This is a genomic window from Nocardia spumae (assembly GCF_020733635.1).
GTDB classification, from domain to species: Bacteria; Actinomycetota; Actinomycetes; order Mycobacteriales; family Mycobacteriaceae; genus Nocardia; species Nocardia spumae.
On record NZ_JAJFZL010000001.1, the window covers coordinates 2,605,769 to 2,630,006 of the forward strand.

Consider the following 24,238-nt stretch of genomic DNA (forward strand, 5'->3'; position numbering starts at 1 on the left):
GTCGCGCCGACATCGATCGTTGATCTTGCGGATGCCTCGTGCCGCGACGATGCCGGGGGCGGTGCCGGACGAGGACGGGTGAGCGGGATGAGCAGGAGAACCGGGTACTGGGCCGCGTTGTGCGCCGCGGTCACCACGGTGGCGGCCGCGGTGACGCTGTCGAGCGGGCCGGCCGCGGCCGTGAACTCGGACGGCTCCCGGATCGACCGGATCGTCGACACCGACGCGCGCCACGCCACCCTCACCGTGTACTCGGCGGCGATGAACCGAACTGTCACGCTGCGGGTGCTGCGGCCCGCGCACCCGTCGGGCCCGAGTCCGGTGCTGTACCTGCTCGACGGCGCCGAGGACGGCATCGGCCCCGGCGGCGCCGAAACCTCGTGGGGCACCCGAACCGATATCGATGCCTTCACCGCGGATCGGGACGTGACGGTCGTGAACATCCTCGACGGCCGCTACACCTACTACACCGACTGGCAGGCCGATGATCCGGTGCTGGGCCGCAACAAGTGGACGACCTTCCTGACCCGTGAGCTGCCGCCGCTCGTGGATGCCGCCTTGCACGCATCGGGCCGCAATGCCATTGCGGGAGTATCGATGTCGGCGACCTCGGTGCTCGCGCTGGCCGAGTCGGCGCCCGGACTCTACGCGGCGGTCGGCTCCTTCAGCGGGTGCGCGCAGACCGGCTCCGATCCGGGACGCCGCTTCGTCCAGGCCGTGGTGGCCTCGGGGGGAGGTAATCCCTGGAACATGTGGGGACCCGACGGCGCTCCCGGCTGGGCGGCGGCCGACCCCACCGCGGCCGTGAATCTGGAGAAGTTGCGCGGGACCGAGCTGTACGTCACCGCGGGCGCCCCGGCGGCCGGAGCCGAGCCCGCAGCGCCGGCCGTCGACGATCCGGCCGGGGGCGGCATGCTGGAATCGGTAGTCGCACAATGCACCCGGCGCCTGCAGGACGCGACCGAGCGCGCCGGGATTCCCGCGACCTACCGATACACACCCGGTGGCCTGCACGCCTGGCCCTACTGGCAGCGGTCATTACACGATGCGTGGCCGGATTTCGAACGCGCGCTGGCCGGTTGACCGCCGGTGTACCCCCTGCGTGGCGGGGAGTATTCACCGTTTGCGAGCGACACCCGCGTAGCCATCGAGCGGGCGGACCTCGGGCAACGGTTCGTCCGGGTCCGGCCGCCAGTGCGCCAGGTACTCCAAACCCGGCTCGACCAGTTCCAGATCACCCAGTAGCTCCATGATCTCCGCCCGGGTGCGCAGCCGGTCGCCGCGGCCGGTGACGCTCTCGGTGACCGCCAGCATGCGGTCCATCTGCTCGGGCGGACCCTCACCGGTCAGATGTGACAGCGCGAGATAGCTGCCCGGCGCGATCGTCGCGCGCAGGCGCTCGAACACCGTCGCGGCCAATGTGTCGTCGTCGACGAAATGCAGCATCGACACCATCAGCACCGCCACCGGCCGGTCGAAATCGATGAGATCGCGTACCTGCGGATGTTCCAGCACCCCGTCGATATCGGTGAAATCGCCGTGCACGGCGGTCGCGTGCGGGTTGTCGGCCAGCAATTGGCGGCTCATCGTCACCGCTACCGGATCGATATCGACATAGACCACCCGGGCTCGCGGCGTGACCCGTTGCGCAATTTCGTGGACGTTACCCGCGGTCGGGATTCCGGACCCCAGATCGAGGAACTGGTCGACTCCGGCCGCGGCGAGGAAACCGACCGCACGCTGCAGGAACGCGCGATTGGCGCGGGCGGTGCGCGGTACCTCCGGGATGACCTCGATCATCCGCTCGGCCACCGCGCGGTCCACCTCGAAATTGGCGAATCCGCCCAGCAGAAAGTCGTAAACCCGTGCGGGGCTGGGAATCTGGGGGTCGATATCGTCGGCCGCCCAGTCGGGTAACAGAGGTTGCACTGCCCTATCCTAGGCGGCGCACACGGGCCGGGACATCCGCCGCCTGCAGGACCCATTGATTGCGCCCGCTCGCCTTGGCCCGGTAGAGACCGGCGTCGGCGGCGTCGAGCAGTCGCTCGGCGTCGGCGCCGGCCACCGGGGTCACGATCGCGCCGATGCACGCCGAGATCCCGAGAGAGTGGTCGCCGACCGGAATGGGCGCGGCCAGGGCGTCCAACAATTGCTCGGCGATCGTCGCGATGCGCTCGGTATCGCACGGCGGGCGGAGCAGGGCGACGAATTCGTCGCCCCCGACCCGGGCCAGCAGTACCGTGGGGACCCCGGCCGACAACCGGCTCGCGACCGCCGCCAGCAGCCGATCGCCCACGCCGTGACCGTAGGTGTCGTTGACCGATTTGAATCCGTCCAGATCGATGAAACAGAGCCCGATACGGTCGTGCGGTCCCGCCTCGGCGCTGATTCCCGACAGCACCTCGACCAATTGCCGCCGGTTGGGAAGTCCGGTCAGTGGGTCGTGCCGGGCCTGGCGATGCAATTCGGCCTGCAATTCCCGGCGCTGTGTGGTGTCCTCGCCGACCACCAGCAGATAGGCGGCGCGACCACCCGTGGCCGGCACCAGGGTGATCGCCCAGGTGGCCCAGCCGTTGATGCCCTCGGGGCGCGTATAGCGCAATTCCATACGGACGGTGCCCGACCCCGCGGTCAGCAGATCATCCAGCACCCGCCGGCGTAATTCGGCGCGATCATCGGGATGTACCAGTTCGGCGACCCCGCGCTCGAGCAGATACTCGCGGCCGACGCCGAGCATGGCCGCCATGGCGGGATTGACATCGACGACGCGGCCCTCGGCATCACCGATCCCGATCGCGATCGCGGCATTGTCGAATACCACGCGGAATCTCGCCTCGGCCGCATTGCGTGCTTCGGCCATCGCCGCGTGCAGCATTTCCTGGTGGTGTGCTCGGGTGGCCAGCAATTCCTCGGTATATCCGCGGGCCAGCTCGCCGAGGGCCGCGATTACCCGGTCACCGGGTGGGAACCAGGTGGTGGCCAGCGGTTCGAGGCTGCGAGTCGAGCGGGCCAGCACCTGCGGATCGGTGAGATTGGCGCGCACCAGGGCCGCGCCGACGGCAGCGGCGGGTGCGGCATCGAACGGTTCGGTCTCGAGCAGCACGATCAGTTGCTGTAACAATCCCAGCAGCAGCTGATCGAGTTCGCGCATCGACATGGGAACGAAACCGGTGTCGGCGACCGCGATACGCCAGCGCCGTGCCAGCTCCCCGATTTCGGCTGCCCCTGTCATGCACACCAACCCCGCCCTCGGAACTACTCCCCAGCGACTTGTGAGTACGGCGTGGTGCCGAACCGGAGATCAAGGTTACCGTGCCGAACGGGTCCGCAAGATCACGACTGTGGCGTGATGCTGCGGACCCGCTCGATACTTATGTGATCTTTCCCGGAAAGATCGGATGCCGGCTACTTGCTCGCTTTGTGATAGGCGGCGACAACCTCGGACGAAATACGACCGCGGGCCGACACGTTATAGCCGTGTTTCTTGGCCCATTCCCGGATCGCCACGGTCTGCTCGCGATCGGCCGCGGACTTCGCCCGGGTACCCCCGCCCGCCTTCAACCGGCCGACCTTGCGGGACTTTTCGGTCCACGGTTCCAGCGCGCCCCGGAGCTTCCCGGCATTCAATGTCGACAGGTCGATTTCATACGCCACACCGTCGATCGAGAACTGCACGGTCTCATCCGCTTTGGACTTCCCGTCGTAATCATCGATGAGTGTGACGGTGACTTTCTTGGCCATGATCGAGCCCTTTCGCACTGACACGGAGCAACTGGGATTGTGTATACCGTACCGTAGTCAGCGCGGCCGTAGTGAATCCGGTGCTATTCGGGCGTTTCCGATGGTGAATGTTCCCGGAATGTGGAAAAGAATCGACCGCGATGCAATTTGCGAGTCACTCACAATGCGTTATCGGAATGCCGGCGGGGGCGCAGGGCAAACCCGAGTTCGGTCTTCCCGTACCGTTCGGTCGGCATCCGCTGCCGCGCGACCCGGTCGGTGCGGTAGCAAGTCCGGAGGGGGAGAAGTGGTGGATATTGCATACATAGTGATGTGTGCATACGATGGCGATCGACACCCGACGGAGAGGAGTGCAGGGCATGGGCGCCGGACATACACACGGCTCGGGCCATACGCACAGCCATGCGCACGCGACCCCGGACAGCGATCGGCGCTGGCTGGCGGGTGCGCTCGCGGTCATCGTGGCCTTCCTCCTCGGTGAGGTGGTCGTCGGTGTGCTCGCCGGCTCGCTGGCCCTGCTGTCGGATGCCGCGCACATGCTCACCGACGCCGCCTCCATCGCGCTGGCGCTGTGGGCGATCCGGCTGGCCGCCAGGCCGCCGGCTGGGCGAATGACCTTCGGCTGGAAGCGTGTGGAAATTCTGTCGGCGCAAGCCAACGGCCTGACCCTGCTGGTGCTGTCGGGATGGCTGCTGTACGAGGCGATCCGTCGCCTGATCAGCCCGCCCGATGTGAGCGGCGGGCTGGTGCTGGTGACGGCACTGGTGGGCGTCGTGGTGAATCTCCTTGCCACCTGGATGATTTCGCGGGCGAACCGGAGCAGTCTCAATGTCGAGGGCGCCTTCCAGCACATTCTCACCGACCTCTACGCGTTCATCGCGACGGCGGTGGCCGGGCTGATCGTCATGACCACCGGCTTCGAACGCGCCGACGCCATCGCGACGCTGGTGGTCGTCGCGTTGATGGTGAAGGCCGGAGTCGGGCTGGTCCGCGCGTCGAGCCGCATCTTTCTCGAGGCCGCCCCGGCCGATATCGACCCCGCCGCGGTCGGTGTCGGGATGGCCGCGCGCGCGGGTGTGGTCGAGGTGCACGATCTGCATATCTGGGAGATCACCTCGGGTTCTCCCGCGCTGTCGGCCCATGTCCTGGTCGAGCCCGGGCGCGACTGCCACGCGGTGCGCCAGGATCTGGCGGGCTGGCTCGCCGCCGACCATCACATCGAACACGCCACCCTGCAGGTCGACCACGCGCAGCCCGAACTGATCGAACTCGGCACCGGGTCCAGCGATCACTGCGCGCAGTCGCACGGACCCGCGCACCGCCCGCAGACCGGCGCGCACGCCCACGAAAGCGGTAATCGGCACTAACCGGACACCGGTCCGGACCGGCGCGCACCCGGCGGAATCGGCGGTGGATACTGGCTGCCGTGGGATGGATCGACACGCCGCTGACCGTGCACTCCATCGCCGAGCAATGGCGCTGGGACACCTCGACCGTGCTGGTGACCGCCGCGCTGGGAGCGGGCTACGGGCTGGCCCGCCGGCGGGCGGTGCGCAACGGCAGCACCGAATCCGCGGGCCGCGGCTGGGTCTTCGGCCTGGCCGGTCTCGGCGTGTGGTTGCTCAGCGGTGTCGGCGTCGTCGGTGTGTACTCGGGCACTCTGTTCTGGGTCCGGGCACTACAGATTCTGTTGCTGCTGTACGTGGTGCCGTTCGGCCTGGCGGCCGGGCGACCGGTGACCGTGCTGCGCGAGGCACTCGGCCCGGCCGGCCGGGCCCGCGTGGACCGGGTGCTCGCATCGGCGCCGGCCAGAATATCGACCTATCCGCTGGTCACGTCCGTGGCCATGCTCGCCACACCGTGGCTGCTGGTGCTGACACCGTGGTACGAGGCCGTGTTGCGACACGGCGGGCTCGACGCCCTCACCCGTGTGCTACTGGTGGCGGTGGGCTTTCTGTACTTCTATTCGCGGTTGCAGACCGATCCGGTGCCGCATCGCTATTCCCAGGCCGTATCGCTGCTGATCACCGTCTTCGAATCATTGGCCGACGGCGTGCTGGGTCTGGTGCTGTGGTTGGGACCGCTCGTCGCGGTGGACTACTACACCGAGGTAGGCCGGACCTGGGGGCCGGATCTGCGGATGGACCAGATCATCGCCGCGGGCATCATCTGGGTGCTCGGCGATGTTCTGGGCCTGCCGTATCTGTTGACCCTGATGCGTTCCTGGGCCGCCGACGAACAGCGCGCCGCGGCCCGTCTGGATGCCGAACTCGATGCCGCCGAACGGGATTCGGCCGACCGGGGTGGCGTCGTGGCCGCGCGTTCCTCCGCATCCGTGCCGGTAGCGGCGAAAACGGATGCGGAGGAACCGATTCAGAGCGGTTTGTGGTGGGAGCACGATCCGGTGTTACGCGACCGATTCCGGCGTTGACCGGGCACCGCCGGTCAGATCTTGCGAATGACCGTGACCACCTTGCCCAGGATCTGGGCGTCGTTTCCGTCGATCGGATCGAACAGCGGGTTGTGCGGAATCAGCCATACCTGATCACCGGTGCGTTTGAACGTCTTGACCGTGGCCTCGCCATCGATCATCGCCGCGACGATATCGCCGTTGTCGGCGACGTTCTGCTGACGGACCACCACCCAGTCGCCGTCGCAGATGGCCGCGTCGACCATCGACTCGCCGACGACCTTCAACAGGAACAGCGAACCCTCGCCGACCAGTTCGCGTGGCAGCGGGAACACGTCCTCGACGGCTTGTTCGGCCAGGATCGGGCCACCGGCGGCGATCCGGCCCAGAACCGGTACGTAGGTGGGGACCGGAGTGGCCTCGGAGGCTTCCGTCGCGACCGCGCGCAATGTGGCGGGCGCGCCGGCGGCTCGCAGGGCCGTCTCGTCCAGGCCGCGCACGTCGACGGCCCGGGGCCGATTGGGGTCGCGGCGCAGATAGCCCTTGCGCTCGAGGGCGCGCAGTTGATGGGCCACCGACGAGGTGGAGGTCAATCCGACCGCATCGCCGATCTCCCGGATGCTCGGCGGGTAGCCCCGCTCGCTGACCGAGGTCCGGATGACCTCGAGCACCTTGCGCTGGCGGACGGTGAGATCCGCGCCGGTGCCGGGGGATTCGGTATCACCGGCCGACGCCGCGGCACCGCCGGGAGGGACTCGACCGCTCGCGGCCGCCTCCTCGTTTCCGACCACCGTACGTTCGCTCACGCTCGCCGTCCTCCGTTCGTGGATGTCTGTCGGGTTGTGCCGGGCGTCGCCGGATCGCGTGGTTCGAATGTAGTCCGACCGCGGCCAGGTTTCAAACATCTGTTCGACGTATGTCGGCGCGTCTGGTGACATCGTCGGCTCCGCGTGGTAGAAATTCGAACATCAGTTCGTCGAACAGATGATCGAATACGCCCCCACTCTCAGATCCGGTGATCCACTCCGCACATCACTCTTGGAGGTCGTCAGATGCGTACCGCGGTCGCAGAATTCAGCGTGATCGACAGTCGGAACGAATCGGTCGGAAGCGTTCCCGGCCGTACCGCGCGACCGGGACGGCCCGCCGGACGTCCGGCGGATTCGCGGCATCCCGGCGGGCTGCGCCGGCCCCGGGGCGGTATCGGCTACGACCGGGTCGCCGCTACCCTCCCGGTGCGCGGTCCGCATCCGATTCGCACTGTGGAACAGGCGCGCGTCGGGCTGGCCACCCTGGCGGTCACGGCCCTGATCACGGCCGCGGCGGTGTGCGGGCTGATCGGGCTCGCGCACCTGCGCATCGCGGCCGCACCGGCGGCGACCCAGACCGTTCAGGTGCAGCCGGGGGAGTCGCTGTCCGAGGTAGCCCAGCGGGTGGCGCCCGCGGATCCGGTGCGCGACACCGTATCCCAGATCGTCGACCTCAACGGACTGCGTGGGACGGAGGTCGTCGCCGGGCGCACGCTGCTCGTGCCCGCGCCGCGGTAACCGCCGGGGCGGTGCCTCGGGTTCGCGGGCTCGGTATCCCGATGGATCCGGCTGGCCGGATTTGTTGATCCAGGATTGGAACATGTTGCTACTGTGCTCGAAATGTGATCGGGGCAACATTCGCCGACAACGGATTTCGAGGATCAGCCACCATGGTGCACACCCCCTATCCGGCGCAGGTGCGGTTACTGGCCCGCGCGGCCGGCCTGCTCACCTGCCTAGCGCTCACCTGTATCGCGATGCCGGCCGTACGGGCCGAGGCCGCCTACACTGCCTATCTGGACATCCCGGTGGTCAACGGCGAGGGCGCCGGTGCCGGGGGCCTGAATCCGGAACTGCCGCTCGATGTTCCGACGCTGCGATCGGCTGTCGAGCAAGCCCGCGCCGACGGGGTCGCGCCTCGGCGCTATGCGGCACTGCTGCATCAGTATTGGCTGGTCGTGGCCACCGGGAATGCCGATATCGATCTGGCCACATGGGATCCCGACCGGGGCGTGGCGGCGAATTCGCGGACATTCACCCAGGTCTATGTGAACTATCTGCGGCTCACCACCACCCATCCGGAGTTCTACTGGACCGGGCTGGCCGGGCTCGCCGGCGGTTCGTTCGCTTCGGGATTCTTCGATATGAGCGATGTCGGAACGATTCTCAGCGTTCCGGGAATCCATCAGCTCGGTGACGCGGTCGCCGATCTGTTGCGGGTGACACCCCCGCAACTGGTTGCCCTGCTGCCGCCGGACATTCGGTTGCTCGCCACCGAGGGGTCCCGGCTGACCGCCGACGATCTGGCGTGGTTCCAGACCCGCCTGATGATCATGCAGAAGCACATCTTCCTCGACCAGGTACCGATGCACGAGGCGTACCTCGCCGGGGGCCTGCCCGCGATCGAGGAGATGTACGCCGCCGGGGTCCTCGATGACAACGCCGTGCAGGCGTGGCGGTCGCTGGCCACGGGTACCGGCGCCGGATACGACGACGCACTGATGCGAATGACCGATCGCGAGCAGAATCAGATCATCGCCGACCAATGGGATGCGACCGCGCAGGGGCGAGGCGCACTCGGCCGGGTGATGACCTATGTCAGCACCGTGGCGGCCAAACCCGCGGTGCCGGGCGTGCGTGCGCCCGGCGTGTTCGCACCGACCACGGTCACCGCGGTGGTCGACGGCCGGACGATGTCACTGCGCACGCCGCTGCCGGATTTCAACTGGGCCGATCGGGGGCCGCGATGGACCTACATCACCGGCGACCTGGTGCCCTGTTATGAAGGTATGCAGTCCGATCCGGCCTTCGCGCAGCGCGTACTGTCGGTGCCCTTTTCCGCCGATCTGGCCGCGGGCCGGCTGCTGAGCCGCCTGCCGGATCTGCTCACCGATTTGACGAGTCGATGGCAAGTGACGGGCTGAGCGGCGGTGGTACCGGGTCCGCGTGGGCCGACCTGCGTGCCGTCCGGGTATCCTGAAAAGGCTCAGGACATACGTGGTGACCGTAGCGGGTTCGCCACGGACCGACGCAGGCATCGACAAAGGATCCCGGATGCATTGCCCGTACTGTCGGCACCCGGATTCGCGGGTGGTCGACTCGCGTGAGGCCGAGGAAGGTATCGCGATCAGGCGCCGTCGCGCGTGCCCGCAGTGCGGGCGCCGCTTCACCACGGTCGAGACCGCGATTCTTTCGGTGGTCAAACGCAGCGGTGTCACCGAACCGTTCAGCCGGGAGAAGGTGATCCGCGGTGTCCGCCGAGCATGTCAGGGACGCGAGGTCGACGACGACGCGCTGAACCTGCTCGCTCAGCAGGTCGAAGACGCCGTGCGAGCCAAGGGATCTCCCGAGGTGCCCAGCCACGAGGTCGGTTTGGCCATCCTCGGGCCGCTGCGCGATCTCGACGAGGTCGCCTATCTGCGATTCGCCTCGGTCTACCGGTCCTTCAGCTCCGCCGACGATTTCGAACGCGAGATCGCCGAGCTGCGCCGTCATCGCACCGAGCGATCGGTGGCCGCCGGCGCCGAATGATCAGCGGGGCCGCGTGGGGGCGGGCGCCGCGGTGATGCCGTCCATCGCCTTGAGTATCCGCTTGGCCGAGACCGGATAGGGCGTGCCCAGCTGCTGGGCGAACAGGCTCACCCGCAGCTCCTCGATCATCCACCAGATCTCGGTGACGTCGGCAGCGGTTCGCCGCGGCTCGGGCAGCCGGTCGAGGAGCCGGGCATATGCCGCGTGCACCCGGTCGAGTTCGGCCGCCCCCTGCCGGTCGCGATCGGCCGATGCCGGCAGGGCCCGCACTCGCGCCTCCGCGGCCTGGAGATAGCGCGGGATCTCGCGCAGCCGAGCACTGCCGAACTCGCCGATGAACCCCGCGAAGACCAGCTCGTCGAGTTGACCCGCGACATCGTCGGCGACATCGCGATCGGTGGTGTCGGACAGGGCTGTTCGCACCTGGTGCGCCGCTGCCAGAATCGGCACCACCAACGCGAGAACGCGCGCGACCGCGCCCGGGAACTCGGGACGGACCCGGTCGACGAGGTGGGTGAATCGGTCCGGATCGCGGACCGGCCCGCCGTGCGAGGCGATGAGTTCATCGGCGGCGCACGCGCGGCAGTCCTCGACCAGCGCATCCAGCGAGCCGTACGGATTCTGGCTCAGCGCGAGACGATCGGTGGCCGACAGGCCGGAGGTCACCGACCGCTGCGCGGTCGGCAGTTCGCGCAGCAGCAGCACCCGGGTACCGATTCGCATCGCGGCCCGCTGCGCGGCCGGTGACGACAGCACCCGCACCGAGACTCCGTCGCCCTCGCTGACCAGTGCCGGATAGCCGGTGATGGTTTGCCCGCCGACGTCACGCCGGATCGTCTGCGGCACGGTGCCCAGGGTCTGCGCGGTCCAGACCGTGGCGGCCGGGCGTTCGGCCGCACTGGTGGCCTCGGCCACCGAATGTGAAACCTGCTGCGCCAGCTGTGTCTTCAAGGCCGCCAGGCTCTTGCCCCGGGCCAGGACCGCGTCGTCGGGTCCGGTGACCGCGAAGGTCATTCGCAGATGGTCGGGGAGTGCGGCGGGATCCAGATCGGCCGGAGCGATCGACACCGATGCCAGCGCGGACAGTTCTCGCGCCAGGCCCGTGCGCAGTGGTTCGGCCCGGGCGGTGAGGCGCGCGAGGGCCGCTCGGGCGAAGTCGGGCGCCGGAACCACGCTGCGGCGCAGCTGTTTCGGCAGGGTCTTGATCAGCGCCGCGGCCAGTTCCTCCCGCATCCCGGGAACCAGCCAGTCGAAGCCGACCGCGCGCACGTGGGCCAGCTGCGCGACCGGGATGTGGACGGTCACGCCGTCATCGGCCTGGCCCGGTTCGAACTGGTAGGTGAGGCGGAACGTCAGTTCACCCTGTCGCCAGCTGTCGGGGTAGGCGGCCGGATCCAGAGTCGCCGCCTGTGCGTTGACCACGGTCGCCGCGGAGAAGTCGAGAAGTTCCGGGTTCTCGCGTCCGGCCTTGCGCCACCAGCTGTCGAAATGTCGTACCGACACCACGTCGGCGGGCACGCGCTGATCGTAGAAATCGAACAGGACCTGATCGTCGACGAGGATGTCGCGACGGCGGGCCCGATGTTCCAGATCGGCCACATCGTCGAGCAGATCGCGATTGCGCTGGAAGAACCGGTGCCGCGTCTGCCATTCGCCCTGGACCAGCGCATGGCGGATGAACAGCTCGCGGGCCAGTTGCGCGTCGATGCGCCCGAAGTCGACCCGGCGCTGGGTGACCAGTGGGATTCCGTAGAGGGTGACGCGCTCATAGGCCATCGTCGCGCCGCGCCGCGATGACCAATGCGGTTCGGAATAATTGCGTTTGACCAGATCCCCGGCGAGACGTTCGGCCCATTCGGGTTCGATCCGCGCCGCCATCCGGCCCCACAGCCGTGAGGTTTCGACCAGTTCGGCCGCCATCACCCAGCGCGGTGGTTTCTTCGCCAGCGACGAACCGGGGAACACCATGAACTTCGCGCCCCGCGCGCCGAGGAATTCGCGCGATTCGGCCTCGCGCACTCCGATATGCGACAGCATTCCGGCCAGGAGTGCGCGATGGATCGCGTCGCCGTCCCACGGCAGCGAGTGCGGATCGGGTTGTGCGGCAATCGACTCGGCGGCCGCCCAGCCCAGCCCTCGGGTGATGGTGCGCAGTTGGCCCTGCAGGTCCTGCCACTCCCGAATGCGCAGGTAGTGCAGGAACTCGTCGCGGCACATGCGGCGGAACTGATTGGAGGACAGGGTCTTCCGCTGTCCGCGTAGATAGTCCCAGAGCCGCAGGTAGGCCAGGAAGTCCGAGCCCTCGACGGTGAACCGGGCATGTTTGGTGTCGGCGGCCTGCTGGAATTCGGCGGGCCGTTCCCGCACATCCTGAATCGAGAGCGCGGCCACGATCACCAGGACCTCGGCCAGGCACCCGTTGGCCTCGGCGGCGACCAGCATGCGCGCCATCCGCGGATCGACCGGTAACTGCGCCATCTGCCGGCCGACCGCGGTCAACTCGAGATCGTCGCCGCCCTCGGGAGCGCGCACGTGACCGTCGACCCGGGATGCGCCCTCGCCGGAGCGCCCGCCGCGGCCGCGGCGGCGAGGTGGGCGTTCGGGTGCGTCACCGGTGCGGCGGCCGAGTGCGCCCAGTTCCAGCAGCAGCGCGATACCGTCGCGAATCGCCCGTCGATCCGGCGCCTCGACGAAGGGGAAACTCTCGATATCGCCCAGCCCCAGCGCGGTCATCTGCAGGATGACCGCAGCCAGATTCGTACGCAGGATCTCCGGTTCGGTGAAGGTGGGGCGCGCCTCGAAATCCTCCTCGGAGTAGAGGCGAATGCAGATGCCGTCCGCGACACGGCCACAGCGGCCGGAACGCTGACGGGCCGAGGCCTGGGAGATCGGTTCGATCGGCAGGCGCTGCACCTTGGTGCGCATCGAATACCGCGAGATACGAGCGGTGCCGGGATCCACGACATATCGAATGCCCGGCACCGTCAGGGAGGTCTCGGCGACGTTGGTGGCCAGCACCACCCTGCGGCCGGTGTGCGCCTGGAACACCCGATGCTGCTCGGCCGCCGACAAGCGTGCGTACAGCGGCACGATCTCGGTGCGCGGCAACTTCAGATCGCGCAGCGTATCGGCGGTGTCGCGAATCTCGCGTTCACCGGACAGGAACACCAGCACATCGCCGTCGCCCTCGGCGAGCAGTTCGCGCACCGCGTCGCCGATGGCATCGGTCTGGTCGCGGGCCTCCGCGCCGCCGCGGGCTGGTGCGCGACCCCGCCGTGGCGGGATCTCGGCCGCGTCCTCGTCGAGATCGTCCTCGTCGGCGGTGGCCGTCATCTCCGGCGCCAGTGGGCGATACCGGATCTCGACCGGATAGGAGCGGCCCGACACCTCGACGATCGGTGCGGGATCACCGGTGACCGGATCGGCGAAATGCCGGGCGAACAGTTCTGGATCGATGGTCGCCGAGGTGATGATCACCTTCAGATCGGGACGCTGGGGCAGCAGCGATCTGAGGTAGCCCAGCAGGAAGTCGATATTGAGACTGCGCTCGTGCGCCTCATCGATGATGATCGTGTCGTATCGGCGCAGGAGGCGGTCGCGCTGGATCTCGGCCAGCAGGATGCCGTCGGTCATCAATTTGACCAGGGTGCGATCGGAGGCCTGATCGGTGAATCGCACCGTGTAGCCGACCACATCACCGAGTTCGGTCCCGAGTTCGTCCGCGATGCGTTCGGCGACGGTCCGCGCCGCCAGCCGGCGCGGCTGGGTGTGCCCGATGGTGCCGCGGATGCCGCGCCCGAGTTCCAGGCAGATCTTGGGGATCTGGGTGGTCTTACCGGATCCGGTCTCACCGGCGATGACGACGACCTGGTGAGCGGCGATGGCGGCGGCGATATCGTCGCGGTGCGCCGACACCGGCAGCTGCTCGGGATAGCGGATCACCGGGACGGCGTTGCGGCGAGCCTCGATCCGCGTCTGCGCGGCCGTGATCTCCCGGTCCAGGCGTTCGATCTCGCCGTCGTTTCCGCGCGCCTTGTCCAGCCGCCGGCGTAGCCGGTGTTCGTCGCGGAGGGTGAGGTCGGCCAGGCGAGCGCGGAGTTCGCGGGTGAGGGCGGCAGTCGAGGTCATTGCATCGACCAGCGTAGCGAAACCGCTCACCAGCGCTGATCCCGCGCCGCGACCGTTCGGGACAGCATGGATAACCGAACGATTGCTATTGGGTTGATCTTGGTCCCGATTCGGGGTGTGATATGTCACGATCGTGTCATGACTCCTGGTTCGGGAAGGCCGATGTGGGTCCGTGCACTGCAGGTGGTGTCGGTGCTGGTGGGTATCGTCGCCCTGGTTCGCGATCGCGTGCGGTTCCTGGCGGCGGCGGTCGCCACACCGTTGCGGCGGACGGGAGCGGAGTCCGAGGCGGGGCCGCGCACCTCGCTCGCCGGTTCCGCCAGATGATCGGGCGCGCGGGGACGCCCATCTGGATCAGAGGCCTGCGTATCGCCTTCGGTGTGCTGGGAATTGTTGCGTTGCTGTGGATTCCGGTGCGCAACAGTGGCGCGGCGGACTTCTCCCTCGCCAACTACCTCAGCTACTTCACCATCCAATCCAGCATCGTGGGCGTGATCGTGCTGCTGATCGGCGGCGTGCTGGATCCGGCCTCGCGCCGGTGGCAGGCCGTGCGCGGCGGCGCGACCCTGTATCTGCTGATCACCGGGGTGATCTACGCGGTGCTGCTGTCCGGTATCGATGTCATGCTCACCGACCGATGGATCAATCACACGACCCACCGGGTGCTGCCGATCGTGCTGGTCGCCGACTGGATCCTGGTCTCCGCCCGGCTGCGGATCACCCCGCCCCTGATCGTCGGGTGGCTGATCTATCCGATCGCCTACTGTGGATACAGCCTGATTCGAGGCCACAGGGTGAACTGGTATCCGTACCCGTTCCTGGACCCGCGCAGCGAGGGCTATCCGTCGCTGCTGATCGGGATCACGATGCTGGCCGCGGTATTCACCCTGATGGCGATCGCGGTGGCCTGGCTGGGGTCGCTGCGTGGTCGGTCCAATGCCGCGGTGCCGGCCTGAACGCCGGGTAGCGGAGTGGTTGCGCGTACTTCGCCGAGCGGGCCGGGAGTACCCCGCAGGTAGTCTGGCGGCGCGGGCGGAACCTGCGTTCACCGCCGCCGGACGATGGAGGAGGACCCGACCATGGGCGCGTTGTGGCACGGATTCGCTGATATGGGCGCGGTGGAGCGCGACGGAGCGTTCGTCGTGGCTCGCGGTGAGGGCGCCTACATCTGGGACGAGACCGGACGGCGCTACCTCGATGCCACCGCCGGACTGTGGTTCACCAATGTCGGGCACGGCCGGCGGGAGATCGCCGACGCGGTCGCGGCGCAATTGTCCACACTCGCCCACTATTCGAACTTCGGCGATCTGACCGCACCGGTCACTCAGCGTCTGGCCGAGCGGCTGTCGGAGCTGGCCCCGGTGCCGGGCAGCAAGATCATGTTCACCTCCGGAGGGTCGGATTCGGTCGACACCGCCGCCAAGCTCGCCCGCCGGTACTGGCGGGAACAGGGCCGCCCGGACAAGACGCTGCTCGTCGGCCGCCGCCTCGCCTATCACGGAATGCACGTCGCCGGAACGGCTCTCGCCGGGATCACGGTGAATCACGAGGGCTACGGCGAACTGATGGCCGATACCCGGACCGTGGAATTCGATCAGGCCCAGGCATTGCGCACCCTGATCGACGAGGTGGGCGCCGACCGGATCGCGGCATTCTTCTGTGAGCCGATCATCGGTGCCGGTGGGGTGTACCTGCCGCCCGAGGGCTATCTCACCGAGGTCCGTCGCCTGTGCCGTGAGCACGACATCCTCTTCGTCGCCGACGAGGTCGTCACCGGATTCGGCCGGATCGGCGGATCCTGGTTCGCCTCCACGCGTTTCGGTCTGGAACCGGATCTGATGACCACCGCCAAGGGCCTGACCTCCGGCTATCTGCCGATGGGTGCGGTGTTCGTGGCACCGCGCGTGGCCGAGCCGTTCTTCGGCGGGGGAGTCTGGTTCCGGCACGGCTACACCTACGGCGGCCATGCCGGATCGGCCGCGGCGGCGATGGCCAACCTCGACATCATCGAGCGCGAGCACCTGCTCGACGCCAGCAAGAATGTGGAGTCACTGCTGCACGAGCACCTCGCCCCGCTGGCCGATCATCCGCGGGTGGCGCAGGTGCGCAGCGGACTGGGCGCGGTCGCCGCGGTGCAACTCGCCGATACCTCCGCGGGCCCGGCGATGGTGAAAGCGCTACGCGAACAGGGGGTCTCGGGCCGCGCGGCCGGTCAGGGCGCCCTGCAGATCTCCCCGGCCTTCGTGATCACCGACGAGCAGGTCGCCGAGCTCGCGGCGGCCATCGCGCGCGCCCTGGGCTGAGCGGGCACCGGGCCGGGCGCGGCCGAAAGGCTGCCCCTCCGATGCCGCAACTCTGCCCGATGGGCCGCAGCGGTCGCCGTCGGATGCGAGCATGGGACCGAGCGGACGCGCCGCGGCGGAAGGTGGTGGGGTGTGGGCTCTTTCGTGACCGAGCACGAGATGCTGCGCTGGGGTGCGGTCGTGGCCTTCGTGGTCGCGGCGGGCATCGTGCTCGTACGGCACGTCTCGGTCCCGGCCGGGGAGGTCGTGCGCGGCGATCGGCGCGCGGGCGGCCGGGCGCACGGCGCCGCCGATCACGAGTCCGATGCCGCCCATCTGCTGATGTGCCTGGTGATGCCGGCGATGCTGGTGTTTCCGGGCGCCGCTCCCGATGCGATCCGGGGTGTACTCACCGCGATGGTGGTCGTCTACGCGGGCCTGCTGGTGCCGCGGGTCGCCCGGTGGCGCACGCTGTCGCCGGCGTCCCCGGATTTCCGTACGCCCGCTGTGGGCTATCACCTCATCGCCGCGGCGGCCATGCTCTGGGTGATGTCGGGACATCGGCACGACGGGGGGTCGATGTCCACGGCGCCGCCCGTGCCGGTCGCGATCCTCGCCGCGCTGTTCGTCCTCGACGCCGTCCTGCTGGCGCACCCGCGGACGAGACACCTTCTCCGGCACGGCATCCCGCATCTCCCGGGGTCGCCGGGCGCGCTCGGCATCGTACCGCACGTGGTGATGGATCTGGGCACGGCCTACATGCTGATCGCCGCCGTCGCCGGCTGATACCGGCGGCCGGTCACGTCGCGGTCAGACCAGCACCGGGTGGTCGGCGACCACCCGGCCACCGAGGCGCACCCAGCCGTCGGAATCCCACTCGGTGAACAATTGCGATCCCGAGCCCTGGGTGATGATCAGGCTGCGGCGCAGCTTCGCGGTCAGCGCGACGGCCGCCGCGCCCGTCGCCTCGTCCTCGGCAATGCCCATGGCGGGGGCGAACATTCGCGCGCGCACGGCGCCGCGGGTCTCATCGGTCCAGGTCCAGATGTAGTGCTGGCCCTCGGTGAAATGCCGAGGATCGACCGTCGACAGCAGGGACAGGTCGGTGAACTGGTCGAAGGTGAACTCCGGCGTCCACTCCGCGCGGGCACGGATCCAGACCAGGCCGTCGTCGAGCATCTGCACCTCGACCGGGCCGGCGGGCACATCGATCACCTTGACCGGATGCCCTTGGTCGGCGAGCCACCATCCGGTTCCCACCGTCGGATGTCCGGCGAAGGCCAGTTCCCGCGCCGGGGTGTAGATCCGCATCCGGGCCCGGCCGGCGACGGGTTCCTGCACGACCACCGTTTCGCTGTGGCCGACCCGGGCCGCGAGGGCCTGATGGTCGGCCTCGACCACCTCCGATGCGCGGGCGATGCCGAGCGGGTTGCCGAACCGGCCCGCGACATCGGTGAAAACACGGACCACCTCGACCTGCGTGCCATCGCTGCCCATTGGTTTCATGCTGATCCAGCGTACTCGCAGCTATCAGCGGGCTCGCGGCATCCCGGAAGACGACGATGCCTCGTCCCGCGGTACGGGACGAGGCATCGTCGTGAATGCGATATCAGACCGCGGCGGCGGCGAGGGTCTCGCTGGCCTGGACGGCCTGGCCGACGCCGGCCATGATCGCGGCCACCCGCAGCGCCTCGAAGATCACCTCACGCGACACACCGGCCTCACGCAGGGTGTGCTCGTGGGCCTCCAGGCAGTGCTGGCAGCCGTTGATCGACGAGACCGCGAACGACCACAGCTCGAAGTCGGCCTTCTCGACGCCCGGATTGCCGATGATCTGCATGCGCAGTCCGGCCCGCAGATCGTCGTAGCGACCGTCGAGAAACGCCCGGCCACGGTAGAACACGTTGTTCATACCCATGATGGACGCGGCGCCCAGTGCGGCGTTGTAGGCCTGTTCGGACAGGGTGTCCGCGGCTTCCTCGCCGATCTCGCGCAATGTGGTGGCCGACCGGCTGGCGGCCGCCGCGGCGAGCAGGGTGCCCCACAGCTGCTGTTCGTTGAGCACGGTCGAGCGTGCGATCGACGACAGGTTGAGCTTGAGGTCCTTGGCGTATTCGGGTAGCGAATTCTTCAGGTTCTCTACGGACACTGCGTTGTACTCCTCAGACGCTGGCGGCCAGCAGTTCACCGGCGTTGATGGTCGGGTCGCCCTTCTTCCAGTTGCAGGCGCACAGCTCGTCGGACTGCAGGGCGTCGAGCACGCGCAGCACCTCGTCGACGTTGCGGCCGACCGAACCGGCGGTGACCGAGACGAACTGGACCTCGTTGTTCGGGTCGACGATGAAGGTCGCGCGGTCGGCGACACCGTCGGCGTTGAGCACACCGGTGGCGGCGGCGAGCTCACGCTTGAGGTCGCTCAGCATCGGGAAGGGGAGGGTCTTGAGATCCTCGTGCTGGGCCCGCCACTGGAAGTGGACGAACTCGTTGTCGACCGAGGCGCCCAGCACCTGGGCATCGCGGTCGGCGAACTCCTCGTTCAGCTTGCCGAAGGCGGCGATCTCGGTCGGGCAGACGAAGGTGAAGTCCTTCGGCCAGAAGAAGACGATGCGCCACTTGCCGGCATGGTCATCGCTCGAGATCTGGGTGAAGTAGTCGTCGGGCTGCTGCGCGTTCACCTTCGACAAGTCGCCGCCGATGACCGCCGTCAGGTTGTAGGCGGGGAACTGGTCGCCGATGGTCAGCAGAGCCATGCTGTCTCCTTTTGTCGTGTTGGGACTCATGTCGCAGTGGGACACGGGGGTAACGGCGTCGCCTGGGTGCGGGGACACCGTCGAAGCTTTCGCAATCGATCTTGCCCAAAACCGGTTAAAAGGTAAAGGTGATCAGTTGCATTACACTGATAGGTGTGACTGATCAGACTTATCAGCCCACCCTGTCACAGCTGCGTGCGTTCGTGGCGATCGCCGAGTATCGCCATTTCGGTACTGCCGCGGCTCATCTGAATGTGAGCCAACCCACGTTATCCCAGGCGCTGGCATCACTGGAAAACGGACTCGGACTGCAGCTGATCGAGCGCAGCACCCGCCGGGTGCTGGTCACCGCCGCGGGCAAAAGACTGCTGCCGCAAGCGATGGCGACCCTCGAGGCCGCCGATCGCTTCGTGGCCACGGCGGCCGGTGACGGGCTGGGGGGCACGCTGCGGATGGGCATCATCCCGACCGTCGCGCCCTATGTGCTGCCCGCGCTGCTGCCGGAGTTGCGACGCCGCCTGCCCGCGCTGACACCGCATGTCATCGAGGATCAGACGGCGCGGCTCATCGACGGGCTGCGGTCCGGGGTGCTCGACGTCGCGATGCTGGCATTGCCGGCCGAGGCCTCGGGCATGATCGAAATCCCGCTCTACACCGAGGAGTTCGTGCTGGTGACGCCGCTGGGGCACGAACTGGCGGGGCGCGCGGACGTCACCCCCGCCGCGCTGGACGCGTTGCCGTTGCTGTTACTGGACGAGGGGCACTGCCTGCGCGATCAGACCCTGGATCTGTGCCGGTCCCAAGATGTGCGCCCCGGCCCGGTCGGCGATACCCGCGCGGCCTCGCTGACCACGGTCGTGCAGTGTGTCGGCGGAGGGCTGGGCGTCACCTTGATTCCGGAGATGGCCGTCGTGGCCGAAACCTCTCGCGGCACATTGGACATCGCGCGGTTCGCCGCACCCGCTCCGGGGCGCACCATCGGGCTGGTTTTCCGGGGTTCCACCGCCCGCGTCGAGGACTACGAACAGCTGGCGGAAATCATTCGCGGCCAACGTCCGATATGAGAAATTCCACCGGCGCGCGCCCCGATTGACCGGGCGGTGAGCGTCTGGAACGCTCGGCGAGTGCGGATTCATCACCTCAACTGCGGCACCATGGCCCTGGGCATGGTGGACCACTGCCTGCTCATCGAGACCAGGACCGGGTTGGTGCTGGTGGACACCGGATTCGGACTCGACTCCGTGCGTGATCCGGGGCGCTTCGTCGGTCCGGGACGCTTCCTGCTGGGCATCCGCCCGAACGAACACCAGACCGCGGTCCGTCAGATTCAGGCGCTGGGATACAACCCGGCCGATGTGCGGCACATCATCCTCACCCACCTGGACCTCGATCATGCCGCCGGCCTCGCCGATTTCCCGGAGGCGACGATCCATGTGTACGGACCGGAGTTCCGTGCCGCTACCGCCGGCCGGACCTTGGCGGAGCGGCTGCGCTACCGCGCCGCCCAGTGGTCGCACGGACCCCGCTGGATGGTCAACGAACTCGACGGCACCGACGAGTGGTTCGGCTTCCGCGCGGTACGCGATCTGCCCGGGATCCCGCCGGAGATCCTCGTCGTCCCGCTGCCCGGTCACACCCGCGGACATATCGGCGTGGCGGTGGACACCGGTGCCGGCTGGCTGTTGCACGCCGGTGACGCCTTCTACGTCGCGAGTGAAATCGACCCGGCGCAGCCGAAGACACCGCTGCTGTGGTGGACCTACGAACTCGGCTCGATCGTGCGTGGCGCCTATCAGGAGAATCGACGTCGGCTGGTGGAACTCAACCGCGACCACGGTGCTGCGGTCACCATCGTCAATTCGCACGACCCGGAGCTTTTCGCCCGTGTCACCGGGAATTCCGTACGGCCGGTGGGGTAGTCCGCTCACGCCGGCCTCGGCGCGGCCCCGATGACCGGCCACGAATCGCGCGGGTCGTCCTGCCGGTAGGTGCCACGGTCGGCGGCCGCCTCGATCCGGCCGCTGACATGGATACGCCCGCAATGGCGTTCACGCCCGAGGCCGCCGGCGCCGCATCGATCAGCGGTGCTCGATACGCGAGGGGCACTGTGGATGGACCGGCCACCGTGGGCGAATGAACGGTCGGTCTCGGTCGTCGGCGCGGACCCTGGGGAAATATCTCTTTTCAATTTCTGGCGATTATTCGGCAACCGTTGACCAGCGCTGACAATATGTGTGACAGAGCTCACGTTTACCCGGTGTGAAACGTCGTCCGCGGATTGGGCACAGTGGAGGGATGCGATACGGGTGTGCGAGTAGAAGCGGATGCCATGGCCGAGCGACGGATCGGCGAACTCCCATCGACTGGGCCGGCACCGGTTCCGGGCGGGCCGGACGATGAGCGCCGCGCGAAATCCCGCGCCGCAGCGGCGAGCCCGTCCGGACGATCCCGGCCCCGATCTGTTCGCCTACGGGACCCTGCAATTCGGCCCGGTGCTCGATGTGCTGCTCGGGCGGACGCCGGATATGGATGTCGCGGTCGCGCGCGGATGGCGGGTGGCGGCCTTGCCGCAACGTCTGTATCCGGGACTGGTGGCCCAGCCGGGCCGCATGGCCGGAGGTGTGGTGCTGCGCGGGCTCACCGCGGCGGATTGGCGAATCATCGAGGCGTTCGAGGATCCGGAATACGATCTGCGGCCGATCGAATTGATCGGCGTGGAGCAACCGGTCCGGACCTTCGTCTGGTCGGCGGCGGTCACGGGCAACGATTGGCTGCCCGAGGTCTTCGTCTCCGATCATCTCGATCGCTACGTCGACCGGGCGTCGCAGTGGCGGCGAGAGCGGGTCTGAGCCAGACCGGACGGTGCCGGCGACGAAGGCCGCCCGGGACAGACGATCCGGGCGGCCTTCGTGTCTTCGATTGCGGCGCAACCGGATCGGCGTGCCGGTGGGGGCTCAGGCGCGAACGGCGATCTCCCGCAGCGCGTACGGTTCGATGGCGCCGCGCACCAGGGCGCGCTCGTCGACCGTCTCCGCGCGGTAGGGCAACCGCCCCAGCTTCTCGCACATCACCGCGACCGGATCGTCGATCCGCTCCGCGACGCCGAACAGGAAGGTCCACTCGTGCTCGTCACTGCCGTAGGGGACGACGGTGTCGAACAGATCGGTGAACCGCTGCCAGGAGCGCTTGAGTGTCTCGTTGCGCCACATGGTCGGACAACCGGCCTGTGCGGCCAGAACTCCGCCTTCGGCCAGCAGTGTCCTGCAGCGAGTGAGGAATTCCTCCTCGTACAGGCGATTGTGCTGGGCGTCCTCGACCCGCTCGTCGGGCAGGTCGATGACGATCACGTCGTAGCGCACACCGGCGGCTTCGGCCTCGGCCAGGAAGTCCCAGCCGTCGGCGTAGTGCATCCGGATCGCGCCGTCACCGCGGACCGCGTCCTCCAGATCGGCGGAGGTGTAACCGTAGGGCAGATGCCGCGCGCACAGTTCGACCTCCATCCGGTCGATGTCGACGTGATCGACCCGCGTCGCACCCGCTGCTACCGACATCTGACTGGCGACACCCTCGCCGGAGCCGATGATGAGCACATTGTCCAGCTTCGCGGCCAGTGCGTAGGCCGGCACCAGCATCGCCTCGTGATAGGTCAGCTGGGAGAATTCGGTGGACTGCCGATCGTCGTCGGAGAACAACGAGATGCCCTGGGCGGTACGGGCGATCACCATGTGCTGGAACGGAGTTCGCGCATCGACGATCACGTCGGACAGATCCCAGACCCGGGTCAGTCCATCGCCGACCGGCTCGTGCACCCGGCGGGCGTTGTGACCGCGCTGCACGACCTCCAGGTGTACCGATTCCGGACTCAGCGCGTCCTGTAGCAGTTCGACCGCCTTGGTGGCGCCGGAACCGATACTGCCGCAAGTGAATACGTCGACGAAGATATCGCCGGACTCCGGATAGGTGTGAATCGAGGCGTGCGACTCCGACAGCAGTGCCAGCACCGTCACACCGTGGGGCTCGAACTTCTTACGCACTACCTCACAGATCGTCACTCCCGCGGCGAGCAACGACTGTCGAAGCGCTGTTTCGAGTCGTTCGAGATCGTCGCAGAGGGCTACGTCGACACCACCGAACTCGGCCAGCACGTGCCAGCCGGTGAATTCTGCCGTCATGGGCAAACTCACTCTCGCTCAGCGCCGATGACATGCACAGTCAAAGGCGGAAAACCGTTGAAGGACACCGACGAATAGCTCGCCGTATAGGCGCCGGTATCGAGGATCCGAACGGGATCACCGGCTCGCAGCGTGGTCGGCAGAAGGACTCGCGTGCGTTGATACAGTACATCGTCTCCGTCGCAGGTCGGGCCCGCGATCACCGCCTCGTCGGCGGGGTCACCGTCTCGATCGGTCTCGATCCGGTAGGCGATGTACTCGTTCTCGGTCTCGGCCATACCGTTGTAGCGGCCGATGTCGAGATACACCCAGCGCCGCCCGTCCGGCGCCATGCGCACGTTCACGACCTCGGCGTGGATCACACCGGCATTGCCCACCAGGGCCCGGCCGGGTTCCACCACCAGATCGGTGTGCTCGGGAAAGTGCCGCGTCGCGGCCTCGGTGATCACCGCACCCAGTTCGGACAACCCCGGTGCCGGATCGGCATACGAAATCGGCAGTCCGCCACCGATATTCAGTGACGTGATCGGAATGTCCTTGACTGCCAGCGCCTCTGTGATGGCGGCGGCCTGCTCGATGCCGATCTGCCAGGCCACCGGATCGAGCTGCTGGGAGCCGACGTGGAAGTAGGGGCCGGCCACCCGCAGCCCGAGGTCGTGGGCCCGCACCAGCAGCCGGACCGCCTCGCCCGGAGCGCAGCCGAACTTGGTCCCGAACGGGGTCCGGGACTGCGGGGTGGAGGCCAGGAAGCGGCACTCCACCTCGGAACCCGGAGCCAAGGCGGCGATCCGGTCCAGATCGTCCTCGGTGTCGAAGGCGAACCGGCGGACACCGGCGGCGTAGGCGGCGGAGATATGAGCGGCCTTCTTGATCGGATTGCCGTAGCACAGCAGCGCCGGATCGACGCCCAGCTCCGCGCACATCTCGATCTCGCCGATACTGGCGACATCGAATTCGGCGCCGAGCGAGTCGAGTAGCCGGATGATCTTCGGCATCGGAGATGCCTTGACCGCGAATCGAATTCGGGCCGCGGGTAGTGCCGCATGTAAAGCCTGGAAGTTGCCGCGCACCCGATCGAGATCGATGACGAGAAAGGGCGACTCGGGCGCGTTTGTACCGATCAATCTAAGGGAACTCTCTTTCTTCTGGGCAGCCTCCCGCTGCAGGCAGCGAGCGAGAGAGTATCAGCGCGAGG

Annotated in this window: 23 protein-coding genes; 13 read left to right on the forward strand and 10 right to left on the reverse strand. The window is 67.9% G+C overall.

Translation table 11 applies throughout. The features are described 5' to 3' along the window. The first annotated feature begins 87 nt into the window (after positions 1-87). On the forward strand, positions 88-1,083 hold the full coding sequence (locus tag LKD76_RS11380) for an alpha/beta hydrolase (RefSeq protein ID WP_227980992.1): 996 nt from the start codon (positions 88-90) through the stop codon (positions 1,081-1,083). A gap of 33 nt (positions 1,084-1,116) precedes the next feature. On the opposite strand, the gene LKD76_RS11385 is transcribed toward LKD76_RS11380, so the two are convergent. The 3 genes from LKD76_RS11385 to LKD76_RS11395 form a co-directional block, all read right to left on the reverse strand. Further along, on the reverse strand, positions 1,117-1,929 hold the full coding sequence (locus LKD76_RS11385; protein WP_227980993.1) for an SAM-dependent methyltransferase: 813 nt from the start codon (positions 1,927-1,929) through the stop codon (positions 1,117-1,119). Between the two features lie 4 nt (positions 1,930-1,933). Beyond that, complete coding sequence (locus LKD76_RS11390; RefSeq protein WP_227980994.1) at positions 1,934-3,232, reverse strand: sensor domain-containing diguanylate cyclase; 1,299 nt, start codon at positions 3,230-3,232, stop codon at positions 1,934-1,936. A gap of 173 nt (positions 3,233-3,405) precedes the next feature. After that, a complete protein-coding gene (locus LKD76_RS11395; protein ID WP_227980995.1) occupies positions 3,406-3,741 on the reverse strand; it encodes a histone-like nucleoid-structuring protein Lsr2 in 336 nt (111 codons plus the stop codon). A gap of 359 nt (positions 3,742-4,100) precedes the next feature. On the opposite strand from LKD76_RS11395, the gene LKD76_RS11400 reads away from it, so the two are divergent. Both LKD76_RS11400 and LKD76_RS11405 read left to right on the forward strand, forming a co-directional pair. Further along, positions 4,101-5,108 (forward strand): cation diffusion facilitator family transporter, encoded by a 1,008-nt coding sequence (locus tag LKD76_RS11400; protein ID WP_227980996.1) that lies wholly within the window; start codon positions 4,101-4,103, stop codon positions 5,106-5,108. A gap of 59 nt (positions 5,109-5,167) precedes the next feature. Beyond that, positions 5,168-6,172 (forward strand): cytochrome c oxidase assembly protein, encoded by a 1,005-nt coding sequence (locus LKD76_RS11405; RefSeq protein WP_372465786.1) that lies wholly within the window; start codon positions 5,168-5,170, stop codon positions 6,170-6,172. Positions 6,173-6,186: 14 nt separating this feature from the next. Here the strand turns inward: LKD76_RS11405 and lexA are convergent, their stop codons facing one another. Continuing rightward, positions 6,187-6,957: a transcriptional repressor LexA gene (gene lexA, locus LKD76_RS11410; protein WP_227980997.1), complete on the reverse strand. Its 771-nt coding sequence runs from the start codon at positions 6,955-6,957 to the stop codon at positions 6,187-6,189. Positions 6,958-7,203: 246 nt separating this feature from the next. Between lexA and LKD76_RS11415 the strand changes: the two genes are divergently transcribed. From LKD76_RS11415 to nrdR, 3 genes are all read left to right on the forward strand, one after another. Then, entirely contained in the window at positions 7,204-7,698 is a 495-nt protein-coding gene (locus tag LKD76_RS11415) for a LysM peptidoglycan-binding domain-containing protein (protein WP_227980998.1), read from the forward strand. Positions 7,699-7,850: 152 nt separating this feature from the next. Next, positions 7,851-9,104: a hypothetical protein gene (locus tag LKD76_RS11420; protein WP_227980999.1), complete on the forward strand. Its 1,254-nt coding sequence runs from the start codon at positions 7,851-7,853 to the stop codon at positions 9,102-9,104. A 130-nt stretch (positions 9,105-9,234) separates the two neighbouring features. Further along, positions 9,235-9,711, forward strand: a complete 477-nt coding sequence (gene nrdR / locus LKD76_RS11425; RefSeq protein ID WP_227981000.1) for a transcriptional regulator NrdR — start codon at positions 9,235-9,237, stop codon at positions 9,709-9,711. On the opposite strand, the gene hrpA is transcribed toward nrdR, so the two are convergent. After that, a complete protein-coding gene (gene hrpA / locus LKD76_RS11430) occupies positions 9,712-13,839 on the reverse strand; it encodes an ATP-dependent RNA helicase HrpA (RefSeq protein ID WP_227981001.1) in 4,128 nt (1,375 codons plus the stop codon). It abuts the gene before it with no gap. Positions 13,840-13,977: 138 nt separating this feature from the next. Here hrpA and LKD76_RS11435 point away from each other — a divergent pair, with 138 nt between their 5' ends. From LKD76_RS11435 to LKD76_RS11450, 4 genes are all read left to right on the forward strand, one after another. Beyond that, the gene (locus tag LKD76_RS11435) at positions 13,978-14,166 is read left to right on the forward strand and encodes a hypothetical protein (protein WP_227981002.1); all 189 of its coding nucleotides are present in this window, start codon (positions 13,978-13,980) and stop codon (positions 14,164-14,166) included. After that, positions 14,163-14,795 carry a Pr6Pr family membrane protein gene (locus LKD76_RS11440; RefSeq protein WP_255659945.1) on the forward strand — a complete coding sequence of 211 codons (633 nt, stop codon included), beginning with the start codon at positions 14,163-14,165 and terminating at the stop codon, positions 14,793-14,795. Before LKD76_RS11435 ends, LKD76_RS11440 begins: the two co-directional genes overlap by 4 nt. Before the next feature lie 123 nt (positions 14,796-14,918). Then, positions 14,919-16,142 (forward strand): aminotransferase family protein, encoded by a 1,224-nt coding sequence (locus LKD76_RS11445; protein WP_227981003.1) that lies wholly within the window; start codon positions 14,919-14,921, stop codon positions 16,140-16,142. A gap of 132 nt (positions 16,143-16,274) precedes the next feature. Continuing rightward, positions 16,275-16,907, forward strand: coding sequence for a DUF5134 domain-containing protein (locus tag LKD76_RS11450; protein WP_227981004.1), 633 nt, complete (start codon positions 16,275-16,277; stop codon positions 16,905-16,907). 24 nt (positions 16,908-16,931) lie between these two features. Here LKD76_RS11450 and LKD76_RS11455 read toward each other — a convergent pair whose 3' ends face one another. From LKD76_RS11455 to LKD76_RS11465, 3 genes are all read right to left on the reverse strand, one after another. Continuing rightward, positions 16,932-17,618: a PhzF family phenazine biosynthesis protein gene (locus LKD76_RS11455; protein ID WP_227981005.1), complete on the reverse strand. Its 687-nt coding sequence runs from the start codon at positions 17,616-17,618 to the stop codon at positions 16,932-16,934. Between the two features lie 112 nt (positions 17,619-17,730). Then, a complete protein-coding gene (gene ahpD / locus LKD76_RS11460) occupies positions 17,731-18,270 on the reverse strand; it encodes an alkylhydroperoxidase, AhpD family (protein WP_227981006.1) in 540 nt (179 codons plus the stop codon). 13 nt (positions 18,271-18,283) lie between these two features. Beyond that, positions 18,284-18,871: a peroxiredoxin gene (locus tag LKD76_RS11465; protein WP_227981007.1), complete on the reverse strand. Its 588-nt coding sequence runs from the start codon at positions 18,869-18,871 to the stop codon at positions 18,284-18,286. A 155-nt stretch (positions 18,872-19,026) separates the two neighbouring features. Between LKD76_RS11465 and LKD76_RS11470 the strand changes: the two genes are divergently transcribed. The 3 genes from LKD76_RS11470 (at position 19,027) to LKD76_RS11480 (ending at position 21,720) form a co-directional block, all read left to right on the forward strand. Further along, a complete protein-coding gene (locus tag LKD76_RS11470) occupies positions 19,027-19,935 on the forward strand; it encodes a hydrogen peroxide-inducible genes activator (protein ID WP_227981008.1) in 909 nt (302 codons plus the stop codon). A gap of 60 nt (positions 19,936-19,995) precedes the next feature. After that, entirely contained in the window at positions 19,996-20,790 is a 795-nt protein-coding gene (locus LKD76_RS11475; RefSeq protein ID WP_227981009.1) for an MBL fold metallo-hydrolase, read from the forward strand. 405 nt (positions 20,791-21,195) lie between these two features. After that, positions 21,196-21,720 carry a gamma-glutamylcyclotransferase family protein gene (locus tag LKD76_RS11480; RefSeq protein WP_227981010.1) on the forward strand — a complete coding sequence of 175 codons (525 nt, stop codon included), beginning with the start codon at positions 21,196-21,198 and terminating at the stop codon, positions 21,718-21,720. Between the two features lie 105 nt (positions 21,721-21,825). Here LKD76_RS11480 and speD read toward each other — a convergent pair whose 3' ends face one another. Beyond that, positions 21,826-23,043, reverse strand: coding sequence for an adenosylmethionine decarboxylase (gene speD, locus LKD76_RS11485; protein ID WP_227981011.1), 1,218 nt, complete (start codon positions 23,041-23,043; stop codon positions 21,826-21,828). Between the two features lie 8 nt (positions 23,044-23,051). Continuing rightward, on the reverse strand, positions 23,052-24,164 hold the full coding sequence (locus LKD76_RS11490) for a type III PLP-dependent enzyme (RefSeq protein ID WP_308188639.1): 1,113 nt from the start codon (positions 24,162-24,164) through the stop codon (positions 23,052-23,054). Positions 24,165-24,238: the final 74 nt, after the last annotated feature.